Raw genomic sequence first — 19162 nt, 5'->3', positions numbered from 1 at the left:
ACAATTTAGGGTATACAACCGATACTTTAAATAAGCAAATTAATTCACTTTGAGATAATTATGACTAAGATTACCCAAGAAGAAATTAGATTAGAAGAAGCTTTGACTCATCAAGCACATTGGCGTAGATGGGGGCCTTATTTAAGCGATCGCCAATGGGGAACGGTACGAGAAGATTATAGCTTTGATGGCAATGCTTGGGACTATTTTACTCACGATCAGGCTCGTTCTCGTGCCTACCGATGGGGAGAAGATGGCATTGCTGGAATCTCGGATAATCATCAACGTCTATGTTTTGCAATTGCGCTTTGGAATGAAGCCGATCCAATTCTGAAAGAACGGTTTTTTGGACTGACGGGAAATGAGGGCAATCATGGAGAAGATGTTAAGGAATATTACTTTTATCTTGACAATACGCCCACACATTCTTACATGAAAATGCTTTATAAATATCCTCATCAAGCATTCCCTTATCGTCAATTGGTTGAAGAAAATAAACGTCGTAACCGCAAAGAATTAGAATATGAATTATTAGATACAGGAGTCTTTGAGGAGCAGCGTTATTTTGATATTTTTGTCGAATATGCGAAAAATTCGGCTGAAGATATTTTAATCCAAATTCAAATTATTAATCGAGGTGGAGAAAGTAAAACTCTTCACCTTCTGCCTACCCTCTGGTTTCGGAATACTTGGTCTTGGAATGGTGAGCAGAACAAACCTAACTTACAGGCTATTCCATCCGAGCAAATGAGTATTATTGAATCGATTCATCCGACACTTGGAAAGCGTTGGCTATCGGCTCAAGGTGTAAACGAATTATTATTTACAGAGAATGAAACAAATACCGAAAGATTATTTAATTTTCCGAATGCCTCGCCCTATGTAAAAGATGGCATTAATAATTATATTGTTCATGGACAAGAAGAAGCGATTAATCTTGAGCATAAAGGAACAAAAGCTGCTATTCATTATCTTTTAAATATTGAAGCTGGCGAAACAAAAACAATTCAACTACGCTTCAATGAGCAGCCTCCTAACGCTACTACTTTTGGAAAAGAATTTGAGGACATTTTCACAAAACGGAAACAGGAAGCAGATGAATTTTATCAGCGTATTACTCCGTTTCCCATCTCTGAAGATATGCGAAATGTACAACGTCAAGCCTTTGCGGGAATGCTCTGGAGTAAACAATATTATCATTATATTATTGAAGATTGGTTAAAGGGAGATGCTGTAGCAATATCAACATCTAGCGAACGAAATAAAGGCAGAAATCGAGAATGGTTTCACCTGTGTACGGATGATATTTTATCAATGCCTGATAAATGGGAATATCCCTGGTTTGCTGCCTGGGATCTGGCTTTTCATACCATTCCTTTAGCTTTAATTGATCCAGAGTTTGCTAAATATCAATTAGATGTGATGACGCGGGAATGGTATCTTCATCCAAATGGACAAATACCTGCTTATGAATGGGCGTTTGGTGATGTGAATCCTCCTGTTCATGCTTGGGCAACTTGGCGCGTTTATCAGATAGAAAAAAAAGTTTATGGACGATCTGATCGTCAGTTCTTAGAGCGTGTTTTCCAAAAGTTGATGCTTAACTTTACTTGGTGGGTGAATCGCAAGGATGTTGAAGGAAGAAATGTTTTTCAAGGTGGATTTTTGGGTTTAGATAATATTGGAGTTTTTGATCGGAGTGCTGCTTTACCCACAGGAGGACACATCGATCAATCAGATGGCACCAGTTGGATGGGAATGTATTGTTTAAATATGTTAACCATTGCTTTGGAACTGGCAAAAACGAATCCTGTATATGAAGATATCGCAACAAAGTTTTTTGAACATTTTCTCTATATTGCTAAGGCGATGAATCATATCGGTGATCTGAATGCTGAACTTTGGGACGAAGAAGATAACTTTTTCTATGATGTGTTACATTTACCCAATGAGCAACATTTAAAACTAAAAGTTCGTTCTCTAGTCGGATTAATTCCCCTATTAGCAATCGAAACAATCGAGCCAGAAGATTTGGAACTATTACCTGGCTTTAAAAAACGCTTAGAATGGTTTATCGAAAATCGCCCTGATCTACAGCAAAAGGTAGCTTGTATGGTAACTCCAGGCATCGAATCTAGACGATTATTAGCAATTGTCACTTGTGATAAATTGGGTAAAATTCTACAAAAAATGTTAGATGAAACAGAGTTTTTGAGTGATTATGGAATTCGTGCAGTATCAAAATATCATCAATCTCATCCTTATATTTTTGATGTTGATGAAATGCACTTTAGAGTAGATTATGAACCTGCTGAATCAAGTAGTGGGTTATTTGGTGGTAATTCTAATTGGCGCGGCCCTGTTTGGTTTCCGATTAATTTTTTATTAATTGAATCGTTGCAAAAGTTTCATTATTATCTAGGAGATGATTATAAAGTTGAGTGTCCAACAGGTTCAGGACATTGGATGACGCTTTGGGAAGTGGCTTCAGAATTATCCCAAAGATTAATCCGAATTTTCTTAAAAGATTCATCAGATATACGTCCTGTTTATGGTGGATCACAAATTTTTCAAACTGATTCTAATTGGCAAGATTTTATCTTATTCTATGAGTATTTTCATGGCGATAAGGGTGCTGGAATTGGTGCTAGTCATCAAACAGGATGGACGGGTTTAGTTGCTAAACTCATTCAGCAATTTGGAGAATATGAAGCGCAAGGGAAAAATCCAAAATTAATTAAGTCTTCAAAACAGACTATTCATCAAATTTTTGAAGTTTCTCAGTAGAAATTAGAATTTTACTCAGGTAAATCTCATTTTTCTAACAGTAGTTTCATTTAAGATTAAATTAAACGATCGCATTTTAGGAATGGGAGGTAGGTTAGCGATGGCGACTATTCCTGGTTATCAGCTTAGTGAATTACTGTACAAAAGTCCTCAATCTCTAATTTATCGAGGATGTCGCAATGTAAACCAAACTTCTGTCATCCTGAAGATACTTAACCAAGAGTATCCTACACCAGATGCGATCGCTCGTTTTCGACTTGAATACGAAATCACCCACAAATTAAATCTAGAAGGTGTAGTTAAAGCTTATGCTTTAGAAACATTTGAAAATAGTCTAGCAATTATTCTAGAAGATTTTGGCGGTGAATCTTTAAGACAACAAATCCAATTCCGACAATTTACACTAAAGGAATGTCTTTCTTTATCAATTGCAATAACGAAAATTATAGGTCAAGTACACCAGCAAAATATTATCCACAAAGATATTAATCCATCTAATCTTGTAATCAATCCTAATACGGGACAAGTTAAATTGATCGATTTTGGTATTGCTACTGTTTTATCTAGAGAAAATCCAATCTATCATAACCCGAATATTCTAGAAGGAACTCTTGCTTATCTGTCACCCGAACAGACGGGAAGAATGAATCGAAGCATTGACTATCGGACTGATTTTTATTCATTGGGTGTTACTTTATATCAGTTATTGAGTCATCAGTTACCTTTTAAAACAAGTGATGCAGTCGAGTTAGTTCATTGTCAGATAGCAAAACAACCCATTTCTGTCGATGAACTTAATTCAAGTATTCCGCAAGCGGTTTCTAATATTGTTTCAAAACTATTAGCTAAAAATGCTGAAGATCGCTATCAAAGTAGTTGGGGAATACAATCTGATTTAGAAAAATGTTTAGCTCAACTACAAGAAAAAGGTAGAATCGAAACTTTTATTCTCGGTGAGCAAGATATCTCGGAGCGATTTCAAATTTTACAGAAACTTTATGGTAGAGAACAAAATGTTAAAAGCTTGTTATCATCATTTGACCAAGTAATTGAGAACAAAGAATTAAAAATAGCAATGGCTTTAGTCACGGGTTATTCTGGTATAGGTAAAACTGCCCTAGTTCAGGAAATTTATAAACCGATTACTGAACGGCGTGGCTATTTTATTAGTGGGAAGTTTGAGCCACTAAAACAGAATATTCCTTATCACGGTTTGATTCAAGCTTTTCGAGAACTCATTCAACAATTATTAACTCAAAATGAGCATAAAATCAGAATTTGGAAAGAACAAATTTTAGAGGCTCTAGGAATGAATGGTCAGATTATGATTGATGTTATTCCCGAAGTTGAATTATTGATTGGTGAACAACCTGCTGTTATAGAATTGAACGCTGAAGAATCGCAAAATCGTTTTAATTGGGTTTTTCAAAACTTTATTCAGGTTTTTCCTAAAGTTACCCATCCCTTGGTTATTTTTTTGGATGATTTACAGTGGGCTGATCGAGCATCACTAAAATTAATTCAATCTTTATTAGTGATGTCTGAGTGTCGATATTTATTGTTAATTGGAACTTATAGAGAGAATGAAATAAGTCGGATTCATCCTCTACAGTTGATGCTTAATGAGCTAAAGAAAACCAATGTCAGTATTAATCATATTTCTCTGTTACCTTTAAATCTAGCCGAGATTAATCAGTTAATTGCTGATTCTCTTAACTCTGACTTAGAAACCACTCAAGCTTTAGCCGAATTAGTCTGGAAGAAAACGAACGGTAATCCATTTTTTATTAATGAATTTTTAAAATATCTTTATCAAGAAAGTTTAATTAGCTTTAATTCTAAAAATAGAAAGTGGCATTGGAATTTAAAAGCAATTCAAGCAGTACCCTCTACCGATAATGTAGTTGATTTAATGGTAGCCAAAATTCAAAAGCTTTCTAATTCACTGCAACAGGTTTTAAAGTTAGCTGCCTGTATTGGTCATCAATTTGATACAAAAACTCTATCAATTATTTATGAAAAAACTCAAGCTCAAACTGTAGCCGAACTTTGGCAAGCGGTACAAGAAGGATTAGTTTTACCGATTGGGGATGACTATAAATACTTTCAATTTTTTAATTTAGAAAACTCTCATGATGTGAAGGTTTCCTATCAGTTTCTTCATGATCGAGTCCGACAGGCTGCTTACTCCACCCTCTCAGAAATTGAGCAACAACAAATTCATTTAAAAATCGGTCAATTTCTCCAAAAATCAACGCCAAGCGAACGTTTAGAAGATCAGATCTTTGAGATTGTCAATCAACTCAATCTAGGGATTGAATTAATCACTGAACAACCCGAAAAAGCTCAACTCGCTCAACTGAATCTAATCGCTGGACAAAAAGCAAAGTTATCGGCAGCTTATGAACCCGCTTTCAATTATTTTAAGAGCGGTCTAAAACTACTCGATCAACAAAGTTCTGATGAGTTAATTTTAAACCTATTAAGTTCCGCAGCAGAAGCTGCCTATCTCTGCGGCGATTTTGAGCAGATGGAACAATTCGCCCAGATGGCTCTACAACAAGCCAAAAACCATTTAGACCTTTTAACAGTCTATGAAGTCAAAATACAAGCTTATATCGCCCAAAATCAGCTATCAGAAGCAATCAATATTGGGCTACAGGTACTCGATCTATTAGGGGTCAAGCTATCTCCAAAGCCAACGCAAAAAAATATTCAGCTTGAACAGACCAAAACGAAGTTAGCATTAGACAACAAAGAACCATTAGAGTTAATGAACTTACCTCTAATGAGTGATCCTGACAAACTAGCAGCGATGCAAATTATTGCGAGTGTCTGTACCCCTACTTATTTTACAGCACCGCAAGTATGGAAAATGATGGTCTTTCAAAAGGTACAGTTAAGTCTTCAATATGGCAATGCACCTGGTTCGGCGTTTGGTTATGCTGATTATGGAATGATTCTCTGTGCAGTGGAAGAAAAGATCGATGCAGGTTATCGTTTTGCTGAACTCGCTTTAAAACTACTGCCTCAGTTGAAAGCGCAAGAATTTATTCCTAAAACCTTGCTTCTAGTGAATATGTATCTGAAGCATTGGAAAGAACATCTACGAGTAACCCTAGAACCTTTGCTAGAAGCTTATCAATATGGTTTGACGATAGGAGATCTCGAATATGCAACATTCGCGCTTGCTTTTCGATTTTATCATTCGTATTTGGTGGGACGATCATTATCAGAACTAGAACAAGAGATGGCGAGTTATCGTCATGCGATCGCTCATTTTAAACAAGAACTCCCTTTAAATTTAACTCAAATCTACCACCAAGCCGTTTTAAATCTGATGGAAGCGTCAGAAAATCCTTGGGTTTTAAGCGGTACCAGTTACGACGAGCGAGAATGTTTACCGCGTCATCAAGCAACCAATGATCAATATACAATTTTTCATCTTTATCTCAATAAACTGATGCTTGCTTATCTGTTTCAAGATTATCCCCAAGCGGTTGAACTTGCGGACACAGTGGAACAACTTTTAGAGCAAGGTGCTGTTGGTTTGCTGGTGGTACCTGTCTTCTATTTTTATGATTCTCTATCTAAAATTGCTATCTTTCCCGATGCGTCAATTGTTGAACGCAAGAACATTTTAAAGAAAATCGCGGCTAATCAGAAGAAAATGAAGCTTTGGGCGGATCATGCACCGATGAATTATCTACACAAATACTATCTAGTAGAAGCTGAACGATATCGAATTCTAGGTCAAGATCTTAAGGCAATGGACGCTTATGATCGTGCTATTAATCTAGCAAAGGAACACGAATATCTCAATGAAGAAGCCTTAGCACACGAATTAGCTGCAAGGTTTTATCTAGCTCGAAATAAAGACAAAATTGCTCAGGTTTATCTACTCGATGCCTACTATTGTTATCTCAACTGGGGAGCGATGTCAAAAATGCAGGATTTAGAAGCGCGTTATCTGCAGTTATTAGCGAAAAGACCCGAAAAAACACAACATCTAACCATTACAACTGTAACAGGTAGCACCAGAAACGAGGTTCTAGATTTAGCAACCGTAATCAAAGCGAATCATGCTCTTTCGGGGGAGATTTTGCTGGATAAATTATTGGCCAAGTTAATGAAAATCTTAATGGAAAATGCAGGAGCAGAAAAAGGATTGTTGATTTTAGAAACTCAAGGAAAACTATTGATCGAAGCGGAAGGCTCAGTGAATAATGAACAAATTAGTGTACTAAAGTCAAGACCAGTTAATTTATCTTTACCTGCATCCATCATTAACTATGTCGCTCGAACCCAGGAAAACGTTGTTCTTCACAATGCCACTCAGGAAAATAAATTTAATCAAGATGCTTATATCATTGCCTCGCAACCGAAATCAATTCTTTGTATTCCACTGGTTAATCAAGGGAAACTTGCAGGCATACTTTATTTAGAAAATAATTTGACGACGGATGCTTTTACCACACAACGGATTGAGATTTTGCAATTGCTCTCTGTACAAGCTGCGATCGCTATTGACAATGCTCGTTTGTATAATGAATTAGAAATCCGAGTGCAGGAGCGAACAGAAGAACTAACCCAGTCCAATCAACGGCTCGAACAACTAACGGCGGAGTTACAACGCTCAAACCAAGAATTAGAACAATTTGCTTATATTGCGTCTCATGATTTACAAGAGCCTCTGAGAGCCGTTGCCAGCTATACCCAACTACTAGCAAAACGATATCAAGGAAAATTAGACGAAAAAGCCGATATTTACATTAATTTTGCGGTTAATGGGGCGACAAGGATGCAACAATTGATTCGAGATTTGCTGGCTTATTCTAAAGTAGGACGGCATCAATTGAAGCGTCAACCGACTGATTGTAATTTCGTGGTTAACCAAGTTCTGAAAGATTTACAGCTTTGCATCAGAGAAAATCAGGCAACAATTACTATTGAACCACTACCAACACTACTCGCTGATCCTGATCAAATGATGCTACTATTTCAAAATCTCATCAGTAACGCCATTAAATATCGTTCTAGCATTCCTCCCCAAATTCGGATCAGTGCGACTCAACATCAGCCAACGTCTTTTATCTTTCGCGTCAGCGATAATGGCATTGGGATCGATACTCAGTATGCTGAACAGATTTTTGGCATCTTCCAGCGTCTTCATAGCAGCGATGAGTACCCAGGAACAGGACTAGGTTTAGCCATTTGTCAAAAGATTGTTGAACGTCACGAGGGACAAATTTGGGTAGAATCGCAACCAGGAGAAGGTTCAAGTTTCTGTTTTGAAATTCCAGTGAGACCACATGAAAATCGTTGAAATTTTGCTGGTGGAAGATTCTAATAGTGATGCTCAACTGATGCTAGAAATCCTAAGCGAAAGCAACATCAGTCATCGGCTGCATTGGGTTAAGAATGGTGTTGAAGCAATTGACTTTTTAGATAAACAAGAAAAATATACAGATGTCCCCCGTCCAGACCTAATATTATTAGATCTCAATCTACCGAAAAAAAAAGGGACAGAGGTACTGGCAAAAATTAAAGGAGATGGAGCGTTACAAACGATTCCAGTTATTATTTTGACCACTTCTACAGATACAAAAGATATTCTAAAAAGTTATCAATTGCAAGCCAATTGTTATCTCGTGAAACCCGTTAATTTGGAAGATTTTATCGCAGTCGTTAAGTTTATTGAAAATTTTTGGTTAGCGGCTGTTATGCTGCCACCTAAGTCGTAGTATATTGACTATGCCTACCTCTGTTCTACTGGTTGAAGATAATCCTGCTGATGCTTTTCTGCTGATAGAAATGTTGGAAGATGCTGATCAGCAGTGGGAAATTACACAGGCGAAAAGCCTTCGAGTCGCTCTTGAATATCTTGAAAACTCTAATTTTGAGATTGTTTTATCCGATCTTTCACTTCCTGATTCTAAAGGATTAACAACTTTTATCCGTATCCATGCTGCTGCCCCCAATTTACCTATTGTTGTCCTCACAGGAACCGATGATCAAGAACTCGCTTTTCAAGCAGTAGCAGAAGGCGCACAGGATTATCTAGTCAAAGGAAAAATTGAAACTGAAGTTTTAGTTCGGGTGATTCGTTACGCTATTGAACGGGGAAAAATTATCAAGCAACTTCATGATGAAGTGTTAGAACGACAACGCTCAGAACAAACACTTTTATCAATTGTTGAAGGAACTGCGTCAGTCGTTAGTAAAGATTTTTTTCGCTCTTTGGTTCACTCTTTAGCCAAAGCTTTAAATGTTCGCTACGCCTTGATTAGTGAATGTATCGATTCTCCACCGACACGTGTTCGAGCTTTTGCCTTCTGGAATGGCGATCGTTTTGGGGAAAACTTCGAGTACAGTTTAGAAAAAACCCCGTGTGAATATGTCATCAACCGAGGTGGCTTTTTTTATTGTCCCCGACGTGTTCAATCTCTGTTCCCAGAAGAAGAAGGCTTAGTGGAATGGGAAGCGCAAAGCTATGCAGGAGTCGCTTTAACAAATTCATCCAGTGAGCTTTTAGGACACTTAGCGGTACTTGACGAGCAACCAATGGAAAATGAGTCACGATATCGGACGGTTTTAGAAATTTTTGCGTCTCGTGCGGCGGCAGAAATGGAACGATTACAGATAGAGGAAGCATTAAAACTATCCGAAGAAAAATTCTCTAAAGCGTTTCGTTCTTCCCCTAATGCGATTACAATTAGTACCCTTAGAGATGGACGCTACATCGAAGTCAATGAAAGTTGTTTGCAGATGTTAGGTTATAGCCATGAGGAGATGATCGGACAGAATGCCATAGATTTAGGCGTATGGTCTAGAGCAGAAGATCGAATGAAAATGATGCAACTACTCGAAGAACAAGAAGCGATTTCTAATTTAGAATTTGAGTTACGCAAAAAGTCGGGAGAGCGTTTTATTGGGTTATTGTCGGCAGAAGTGATCGACTTAGAAAATGAATCCTGTCTACTCGTATCGGCAACAGATATTACGACGCTTAAACAAGCAGAAAAGGCTCTCTCAAGATTAGCCGAAATTGGTGAATTAGCATCAATGATTGTCCATGAAGTACGCAACCCTTTGACAACAGTAATGATGGGATTAAATGCTTTTAAAAAACTGACTTTACCAGAACGTTTTCAGGAATATCTCTCTTTAGCTCTAGATGAAGCCGAACGTCTACAACGCCTATTAAATCAAATTTTACTCTATGCCAAGCCGCAAACCCTTCAACGGACTGAATTAGATCTAAATCATTTGATCGGAGAAATGCTCGTATCTTTACAAAATACGCCCGCCGCAATCGGTAAACAACTTGAATTTACTCCAAATCCTAATTCAATTCAAGTTTTAGCCGATCAAGATAAGTTAAAGCAAGTCTTAATCAATCTGGTTACAAATGCCTTTGAAGCAGTGGCAGAAGGTGAGAGAGTGACGCTGAGAGTTCAAAAAGTAGACAATCAAGTTGATTTACAGGTTCATAACGGTGGTGTACCCATCCCACCCGAAGTTTTACCCAATTTGATGAAACCTTTTTATACAACGAAAGCGAATGGAAATGGTTTGGGTTTAGCTATTGTTAAGCGTATTGTTGAGGCACATGGTGGGGAATTACAAATCGAGTCATCAGCAGAAGCTGGCACAAGAGTAACAGTTAGGCTACCCATTCATTAAATCCCTCGAAAACCAACTGCCATCATCATCATTTGAGCAGGATTCATTTTTAGAGGTGCGACGGTTAGATTGAAATTGGCGACTGCACTTAACACAACTCCCACGATTATAATAGAACCTCCTAAATATTGAGCAGATGTTGGCACTTCTCCTAAAATCAAATAGGCCATCACAATAGCAGCAAGAGGATTAATCGAACTCGCTAAGTTTGTTTGGGCCGAATTCGCGTTTCTTAATCCTGCAAACCAGCACAATTGTCCAATTACAACAATAACAGCAGCATACAGGATCATCCACGCCCATAAGTAAGGGGAAAAAGCTTGAGCAAAATGATGTGAACCGTAGAGGATATTCGCCAGAATAAAAAATACAATTGTACCTACCGCCGTCCGATAAACACTAAAAATCCCTATTGAAATCGACTGTAAGCGTGATTTACTAATCACCGTAGCCACCGCTAAAATGGCTGCTGCAATAGCGATCAATAGTTCTCCTTTTCCGATGTGTAAACCGTGCCAAACTGTTACCGCTACCCCAACAAAAGAAACCAGAGAACCGCTTACCGTCCAAGAATTGACCCGCGTTTTGAGAAGCCAAACACTCAAAGCCAGAGTTATTAAGGGTTCTAAGCGTCCAATTAAAACCACATTCGTTACATTTGTCTGAGCAAGAGCCGTAAAAATTAAAGCAGGTGCGATCGCTCCAGATAAAATCCCAACTACTGTTAAGATAATCCAATCTTGACGAGTCAGATTTTTTAATTTACTCGGTTGCCAGTCGGGATAAAAAATCAAAATCATTAATAAAAAGGCGCAAATATTCCCAACAAACAACACATTACATAGGGAAATCGGATTTCGACCATTAACGAAATGATGTGCGCCAAGATCAATAATTTTTCGAGTCACTGAATTAGAGGATGCAAAAATCAGGACGGCGATCCATAGATAAACCTGATTGGGAATACGATTTAAAATGCGAGAAATTTTGCTCATAGCTATTGTAGGGGTTTGGTTTCCAAACCCAAAAGATTTGGTATTAACCCAAATTTATTTCATTCGTTCTAAAAGATGATCGCCAACCCGTAACGCATTAGCAATAATAGTTAGAGTGGGATTGATAGCCGCGCTAGAACGAAAGAAACTGCCATCAACAACATACAAATTATCAACATCATGAGTTCGACAATTAATATCTAAAACCGATGTTTCGGGATTTTCTCCAAAGCGACAGGTACCGCATTGATGAGCAACTCCCTGTAAAGGAATTCGTTTTCTAAATAGAGAGAACAAGGTAAAATCTTATCGCCACATTCAATTGACTTTAAAACCTCAGTCCAGCGATGCAAGAGACGATCAAAGGCTTTGGTATTGTTATCCTCATAATCTAGAAAAATATTGCCATTTTGAATCGAAACGCGATTATTAGGATCGGGTAAATCTTCAGCCGTTAACCACCAATCTACTGAACGCCGCGCTACTTCTTCTAAGGCTAATCCTGGGGCAAAAATAGGCGCATCTAGAGCAATCATATCTTTATTAATTTTTCCTAGAAGTTGGACATGACCCATCGGAAAATCAAACCCTTTTTCTCCCCAATAAAAATCATTAACAGCAAGTGTTTTTTGAAATTGAGTTGGATTTTCTTTTCGAGTTAAGCCAACAATTGCACCGTTTTGATGACGCATAAAATTTCGTCCCACTTGATCCGAGCCATTCGCTAAACCGTAAGGATGTTGATCATTTGCAGAACGCAATAATAAGACAGCAGAATTAATTGCACCACAGGAAACAACAACAATATCTGCTGAAAAGAATAGCCGTTGTCCTTGAAGCCGAACTTCGATCTTAGTAACCTCTTTTCCTGATTCATTGGTATGGAGTTTTAAAACTTCTGCTTCCGTGAGTAAAGTCACATTATCAGAAGTATTAACCGCAGGACGCACACAGTTAATATCAGCATCCGCTTTTCCATCTAATAAACAGGGAAAACCATCACAAGTATCACAGCGAATACAAGTGCTTAAACGTCGATTGACTTCATTTAATTTAATCGCTAATGGAAGATGAAAGGGATGTAAACCTTTTCCTTCTAATGCCTCATGAATTTCTTGAATTCTGGGTTCATGATGAATTGTTGGATAAAAATAAGGACTATTTGTTGGGGGTTCTGTGGGGTCTTCTCCGCGTTGTCCATGTACTTCGTACAATTTTTCTGCTTCAGTATAATAAGGTTCAAAATCTTTATATTTCAGTGGCCATTCTGGAGAAATTCCTCCGTGATGAATAACCTTTTCAAAGTCTTTTTCTCGCCAACGAAATAAAGCACCACCATAAACTTTCGTATTTCCTCCTACCCAGTAACCTGTCCCTGGTCGAAGTTCTTCACCATCTTTGTCATACCAGATTTCAGAGGTATGATAGCGTTCTTTTTGAAATACTTCTACAGTATCCCAGTTTGCTTTTTCACGAGGTAAAAAGGTTCCACGTTCTAGGACTAAGATTTTTTTGCCACTGGGTGCAAAGCGATGCGCTAAGGTTCCACCTCCTGCACCCGTTCCAATGATAATAATATCGTAATGATGATTAGACATAGCAACCTCAATTTCTAATAATTTCTTGTTGATTAAGTCTGGCTTGGGTGCGTTGCATTCTGGCTTTTTTTGTATCAATTTCATAAGCCATACACATCCAGATTAAGGTCATAAAGAGAATATTTTTGTTAAAGCTTTCGGCACCATTTGGAAATAAATTACCAGCAGGAATAATCCCAAAAGCAAGTACAATACTAAAGGTCATTAGAATTAGAATTAATCCTGTCCAACGCACCCAAAAACCTAACGCAAAAAGCATACCAAACACGATTTCTGCTAAAGGTAAAAGCCAAGCATAGGGAATCGCAATAAGTGGAGGAAGTGGCCCGACTCCTTCCCATCCTGTTGGAAACGGCCCCCAAAGTTGTAATTTTTGGGTTAATACGGTTTGATAAAAACCATTTTTGACACTAAAATTGAGATAATTGGCAATCCCTGAAAAGAAGAAAAAGAGTCCCATTATAATTCGATTGAGGGCAACCGCTTTTTTAAGGGAAATTTTGAAGTTTGATAGTGTATTCATGGCGTAAATTCTCCTGTTTATTTTTGTTGATTAACTGTTTCAGGTACTAGCTGATCCATCAAAGTTGGTAGTCCCGTACTTTCCATATTTTTTTGAAAATGTTCGGGTTGTGCTGCACGCCAAATTAAGGGAGTTGCAATCAGAAAACTGGCTAAGGTTGCGGTGAGGCCTGCTAATAGTGGAGTGCGTCCCGTTTTAGTCGGATGAAGGGATGGGGTTTGATGTCGCTGTAAAACGCCATCGGTAAACCATTCTGCTGTTGTTTTGAAGTTATAAATGGGAATGGGAAGTAATTCTAAATAAGTCCCCTGGCGAATTAAGTGACCTAGTTCACCTTTGATTTCAACACGATCAAAAATGTTAGCAACTCCTTCCCCGATGCCTAATTTCATTAATGTCCCCCGTAAGTTAACCTGTGCAGACATCAGAGATCGCCCTTCTGCTAAAGCTTTGAGGTTATACGCGATCGCTTTTCCTTGCTGATAGGCGACTTGTGCGGTTGCGGGTTGGGGTTCTGCACTCACATAAGAACAATCCCCCCCAACAAACACCTCTGAAAAATCTCTAAGTTGCAAGGTCGGTAAAACCTGTAATTGGCCTCGTTTATTGCGGTTTTCGGGCGTAACGGGTAATGTTTTCAGTAAGGGATGAGGTTCAGTTCCTCCCGTCCAAACAACCGTCATCGCGGGAAGAAAATCAGCTTTTCCCATCCGTTTGTACTCCACCCCCATCGGTGTAATTGCCGTAACAGCAGCATCTAACAGTAATTCGACGCTCACAGTGCGATCGCTCAAGAAATTTTTAGCCGTTTGGCGCAAGCGACTGTTAATATCACCTTTGAGGATTTCGTTACTGCGGTTGACTAAAACAATACGAATGTCCTCATAATCACCCCCTAAAGCGTCATACCAAACAGGAAGAAGATCTGCTAAAGTACAAGCAAGTTCAACTCCTGCGGGGCCTGCACCAATAATTGCAACCGTTAGGAGATGCGATCGTTGTTCAGGATCTTTCGTTACAACAGCAGTTTGTAAGCAATCTTGGAGACGCATTTTTAGCGTCATTGCATCATTCGCTGTCGCAAAGGGTAAAGCGTTTTCGGCTGCACCTGGGGTATTAAAATAGGTTGGTTTACTCCCTAATGCGATGACTAAATTGCCATAGTCGTAAGCTTGACCAAGGGTTAAAACAATCCGTTTTTGCGATAAATCAATCGTTTTTACGGTATCTCGCACGATAGTTATTTTGCTTCCCTTTAATAAATCTGTATACAAGGGGCAAATTTGTTCCATGTGCATTTCCCCCGTCAGGAGTTCATACAACAGAGGTTTAAAGGTAAAGCGATCGTTTTGTTCAACTAAAATAATGGGACGTGCATCGTTTTGTTGCGCTAAATGTAAGGCGGTGAATAATCCGACGAAACCACCTCCTAATATAATCGTGGGTATCTGATTCATAACAACAGCAGTCTTAGGTAGGACACTGTTATTCTGCGCTGCATCAAAGTAGCGAGAATGATAGGGGTTTAAGGACTCCCTGAAAAGTTTAATCGCATTTTTGAATGATTTTTTTAGGCAATTCTCAGCAAATATTCAGACCTTTTCGTGAGAATGCAACCTATACATCGTAAGGGTTTAGTACCCAAACCTCTACAATAATGGAAATGGTATAGGAATATGTGTTTAGAACGTTCTCACCAAATAGCGGTTTGGACAGAAAAACTGGATAATCATCAACTTCGGGTCTGGGGAAAACTAACACTTTCTCAACCATTAGAACAAGTTTGGCAAGTTTTAACCGATTATGAGGCTTTACCCGATTTTATCCCTTATTTAATCAAAAGTCAGTTAATTCCACAACCAGATTCTAAACTACGACTAGAACAAATTGGCTCTAAATCTTTACTCAAGGTTCGTTTTTCAATTCGAGCAATTTTGAATGTAGTCGAACAGTTTCCCCATACCATTCAATTTCAAATTGTTGAGGGAGATTTTCATACACTTTTGGGGGAATGTCGCTTACAAGAAGACTTTGATAACACTTTGACGCATCTTTATTATTCGGTTCAACTTGAGCCAAAACTAGCTATACCTGTAGTTCTCTTAGAAAAATTAATTAAAAAATATCTACCACTAAATCTTTTAGCCGTTAAACAACGTGTGAGAGAGAAATATAAGCAAAAACAAACAATGAGTTGATGAGACAACTAAAAAAGATGAAAGCTTGCAGATCTAAAAATAAGCATCACATTTTTTCTTACTTGTCAATGAATTCGATTTAACCCGTAGGGTTTTGGTTGCCAAACCCAAAAAAAACTATTTTCTCCGTCACGATATCCATTCTAAATATTTTAGAAGGGTTTAGTTTCTAAACCCCTACCATGATTAAATTTGACCCGTAGGGTTTTGGTTGCCAACCCCGATACTTCACATTATTGTGAAACCGTAGACAAAGGGGTATTTAGGTACTGATAGTTCCAGTCTGATTGTTGCCAGATTTGTCCATCAAGTGCCATTTGTTCGATTAAACTAGCCAACCGTAAGGCTTTTAAGGCTTGTTCTCCACCAACAGAGGGTTGATCTCCACCTCTGACACAATGGACAAAATGCTCTAATTCTGCGTGTAAGGGTTCGATGTTACTGGTATGCACTTTTTCAATTAAACCATCTTGACGATACAACACCTGACCATGATCGGTAATATAGTTTGCAGTGGTTTGACGATGGATTAAAATCTCGTTATTTAAAAAATCTGCTTCGGTGAGGGAGTTCTTACAATGTGCCGCTAAACGACGGATTTTACAATGAGTGACTTTACTTGCGGTTAGAGTGGCAACAATACCGTTACTAAACCCTAAAGTGGCTGTAACATAATCTAAATAATTAGAGTCTGCTGATGCTCTATTTCCACTGGCAGTCAATTTAACAACGGGTGCGGCAGCTAATTCTAATAATAAATCGATATCATGAATCATTAAATCTAAAACAACAGACACATCATTCGCCCGTTGAGAATAGGGACTCATACGATGAGCCTCTAATGCTAATATTTCTTCAGTCTTAAGAACTTTACTCAGTTCTTGGAATGCGGGGTTAAAACGTTCGATGTGTCCGACTTGTAGGATACAATTGTATTCGGCTGCTGCATTAACGAGAGATTCTGCTTCGGAAATGGTCGCGGCGATCGGTTTTTCAATCAGTGTATGAATTCCTGCTCTTAAACAGTCCATCCCGACTTTATAGTGTAAACGGGTGGGAACAGCCAAACAAACCGCGTCTACATGGGGTAATAAGTCAAGATAGTTTTCAAAAAACTTAACACGATATTTAGCGGCTGTATCGATGCCACGCTCTACGTTAGTATCTGAGATACCGACTAATTCAACATCTTTGAGTAAACCAAGGACACGAGTGTGATGTTGTCCCATGTTGCCAACTCCAATGACACCCACTCGAATCGGGCGACGGGCTTGACATCTGGCCCCTGGTATGATTTGTTCTTGATTGGTCATAAATTATGCTCCTAAACACTCCTCCACCGAGATATTCCTTGTTAGCTCGGTTTTGCTAATCTAGGAATAATTTCTCATGAAGATACTAACACAGTTATTTGCTAATTCTATAGTTTTGTTAAAAAGATTGGGGTGAAGTCTTTAGATAGTATTGTTATAATAGCTTTTAACTTGCAATATAAAAGTTACATATGACGACTCAACCTATTCCGAAAACTGGGGAAAATTTTACGGCGGCCGATCTCGGAGAATTTTCACAACTCCATCAATATGTTTTTGAACATTACAAGAAGAAAGTTAGTTTAGAGGGAAAGATCTTCTTGAAGCAACTGCTTGATCTAACAAGTGCGGAGATATCGTTGAATACTTTACCCGCTAAAGCTTCGATTCCTTTTTACCATAAGCACAAACTCAATGAAGAAATCTATATTTTTGTCCGAGGTAGCGGAGAATTTCAAGTAGATGGACAAGTTTTTGCAGTGAGTGAGGGTACAGTGGTTCGAGTGGCACCTGATGGAGAACGCTGTATCAGAAATCTTTCTGATGAAGGTTTAAGTTATATTGTGATTCAATCTAAGGTTAATTCTCAGCTAGACTATACCATTGATGACGGCTTGGGTGTACCTAAACAAGTGAGTTGGGAAGATAAACAACGAATCTAAATTCTCAAAACAATAGCAGTAACCAGAGCTTGATTTCAGTGATTTCCCTAGATGTAGTGAGACTTGCTGGAGTTATGCTGAAATCTTGTTTCAAGAGCTTTACTCCCTGCTCAAACTTAAGTATGGGAAATATAAAACACACAGATGGTTACTGCTATTGACGACTAACGAAACAGATATTAACTTAAACAGGGTTTTGCTCCTAACTTGACTTTTACTGCAACCTTGTCAGTTTTATCTGCTGGTTTCAAGCTGCTTTAGCTTTAATTATTAATGTATCACTCAGATTAGCTATTGTCTTTTGTTTGCAATTAATGTTTACATAATAGGAATTGTGTTAAACAATGTTGATTTTGATTAAAATAGATTACAAATTGCATAAAAACCATCTGATATAGATGGCTTAAGCAAAATAGAAACTAAAAACTAAACTAAAAAATATAGTGAAAAGAAATAAGAGTAATGACAAATAAAAGATGACTTTTGCAGTAAAGACCGAACCAAGTAACTGTAGTCCTCTTAAATCAATGACAGAACTAAATAACAAAAAAGATAGCCAAGAGCCAGGTAAGAAATTAGTTAGAATGGGAGATAGGAAAAAACTGTTGTATGGTGATCCTAACGATAATAAAAATCCTAACCCCAACATGATTAAGATTTGAGTGATGGCATTTTGTCCCCATTGCATCATCTGTAATTGGGGTAAAAAAGTTTGTATAATAGCAGCGATCGCAGAACCCAAAATTAACCAAGTTCCTAACTCTATACTTTCGCGAATTAAATTATTAATAAATAGGATTAAAGGTGATTTATGGTGATTTTCGGGATTATTAATGAAAAAAGTCCCTGTTTTGAGTAAAGTTGAACGAGTATAAGTTAAGCTTTCTGTTTCATCAAAAACAATAGCTTTATCACGGTAGTAACTAAAAATAATACCAATAGCGATCGCCATTAACCAAGTTGCGAGAATGCGATAAAACAGTAAATTAGAATAGTTGGGTAAAGCTTTGTGAGTTAGCCAAATTGTCACAGGGTTAATTGTTGGTGCAGCGATCAAAAAACTAAATACAATAGACAACGGAACACCTTGTAAAATTAATCTTCTCGCTACTGGAATATTCCCATATTGACATACAGGAAGAATTAAACCTAAACAACTTCCTAAAACTGAACCGACAAGACGATGACGCGGTAATAAATTTGCTAATTTTTGCGGTGGGAGAAAAACCAATAAACCGCTAGAGACAACCACTCCAAATAATAACCAAGGTAATGCTGTCACCAAGTGGCTAAAAAATAGAGTTATCGCTTGTTGACTCCAATTCATATTGATCATATATGGGGTGCTAGTGTGATTTCAGTAAATCATACTGAGTCCCCCAATCACAACACCCATATTA

The 19162-nt window shown here is 38.0% G+C and carries 13 protein-coding genes; 6 read left to right on the top strand and 7 right to left on the bottom strand.

Annotated elements, in window-relative coordinates; translation table 11 throughout:
• The first annotated feature begins 60 nt into the window (after window positions 1–60).
• The 4 genes from CFPU101_RS12905 to CFPU101_RS12890 all read left to right on the top strand — a co-directional run bounded on the left by CFPU101_RS12905 (window position 61) and on the right by CFPU101_RS12890 (window position 10473).
• Window positions 61–2787 carry a glucosidase gene (locus CFPU101_RS12905; RefSeq protein WP_206815746.1) on the top strand — a complete coding sequence of 909 codons (2727 nt, stop codon included), beginning with the start codon at window positions 61–63 and terminating at the stop codon, window positions 2785–2787.
• A 100-nt stretch (window positions 2788–2887) separates the two neighbouring features.
• Complete coding sequence (locus CFPU101_RS12900; protein WP_206815745.1) at window positions 2888–8113, top strand: AAA family ATPase; 5226 nt, start codon at window positions 2888–2890, stop codon at window positions 8111–8113.
• Window positions 8100–8531, top strand: a complete 432-nt coding sequence (locus tag CFPU101_RS12895; RefSeq protein WP_206815744.1) for a response regulator — start codon at window positions 8100–8102, stop codon at window positions 8529–8531. The genes CFPU101_RS12900 and CFPU101_RS12895 overlap by 14 nt, the downstream gene beginning before the upstream one ends.
• A gap of 10 nt (window positions 8532–8541) precedes the next feature.
• A complete protein-coding gene (locus CFPU101_RS12890) occupies window positions 8542–10473 on the top strand; it encodes a hybrid sensor histidine kinase/response regulator (protein WP_206815743.1) in 1932 nt (643 codons plus the stop codon).
• On the opposite strand, the gene CFPU101_RS12885 is transcribed toward CFPU101_RS12890, so the two are convergent.
• The 5 genes from CFPU101_RS12885 to CFPU101_RS12870 are packed head-to-tail and all read right to left on the bottom strand — an operon-like array spanning window position 10470 to window position 15046.
• Window positions 10470–11468: a DMT family transporter gene (locus tag CFPU101_RS12885; RefSeq protein WP_206815742.1), complete on the bottom strand. Its 999-nt coding sequence runs from the start codon at window positions 11466–11468 to the stop codon at window positions 10470–10472. The genes CFPU101_RS12890 and CFPU101_RS12885 overlap by 4 nt on opposite strands.
• Before the next feature lie 54 nt (window positions 11469–11522).
• Window positions 11523–11765 carry a GMC family oxidoreductase gene (locus tag CFPU101_RS26160; protein ID WP_307730447.1) on the bottom strand — a complete coding sequence of 81 codons (243 nt, stop codon included), beginning with the start codon at window positions 11763–11765 and terminating at the stop codon, window positions 11523–11525.
• A complete protein-coding gene (locus CFPU101_RS12880) occupies window positions 11669–13150 on the bottom strand; it encodes a GMC family oxidoreductase N-terminal domain-containing protein (protein ID WP_307730446.1) in 1482 nt (493 codons plus the stop codon). The genes CFPU101_RS26160 and CFPU101_RS12880 overlap by 97 nt, the downstream gene beginning before the upstream one ends.
• Window positions 13074–13589: a DoxX family protein gene (locus tag CFPU101_RS12875; protein WP_206815741.1), complete on the bottom strand. Its 516-nt coding sequence runs from the start codon at window positions 13587–13589 to the stop codon at window positions 13074–13076. Before CFPU101_RS12875 ends, CFPU101_RS12880 begins: the two co-directional genes overlap by 77 nt.
• 17 nt (window positions 13590–13606) lie before the next feature.
• A complete protein-coding gene (locus CFPU101_RS12870; protein WP_206815740.1) occupies window positions 13607–15046 on the bottom strand; it encodes an NAD(P)/FAD-dependent oxidoreductase in 1440 nt (479 codons plus the stop codon).
• Window positions 15047–15265: 219 nt separating this feature from the next.
• On the opposite strand from CFPU101_RS12870, the gene CFPU101_RS12865 reads away from it, so the two are divergent.
• A complete protein-coding gene (locus tag CFPU101_RS12865; RefSeq protein WP_206815739.1) occupies window positions 15266–15787 on the top strand; it encodes an SRPBCC family protein in 522 nt (173 codons plus the stop codon).
• Between the two features lie 233 nt (window positions 15788–16020).
• On the opposite strand, the gene CFPU101_RS12860 is transcribed toward CFPU101_RS12865, so the two are convergent.
• Entirely contained in the window at window positions 16021–17100 is a 1080-nt protein-coding gene (locus tag CFPU101_RS12860) for a Gfo/Idh/MocA family protein (protein WP_206815738.1), read from the bottom strand.
• 191 nt (window positions 17101–17291) lie between these two features.
• Here CFPU101_RS12860 and CFPU101_RS12855 point away from each other — a divergent pair, with 191 nt between their 5' ends.
• A complete protein-coding gene (locus tag CFPU101_RS12855) occupies window positions 17292–17762 on the top strand; it encodes a cupin domain-containing protein (RefSeq protein WP_206815737.1) in 471 nt (156 codons plus the stop codon).
• Between the two features lie 403 nt (window positions 17763–18165).
• Here CFPU101_RS12855 and CFPU101_RS12850 read toward each other — a convergent pair whose 3' ends face one another.
• Window positions 18166–19089 (bottom strand): permease, encoded by a 924-nt coding sequence (locus tag CFPU101_RS12850; protein WP_242577949.1) that lies wholly within the window; start codon window positions 19087–19089, stop codon window positions 18166–18168.
• Window positions 19090–19162: the final 73 nt, after the last annotated feature.

The organism is Chroococcus sp. FPU101, from assembly GCF_017312365.1.
Taxonomy (GTDB): Bacteria; Cyanobacteriota; Cyanobacteriia; order Cyanobacteriales; family Microcystaceae; genus Chroococcus.
This window is presented reverse-complemented; position numbering and strand designations above follow the sequence as displayed.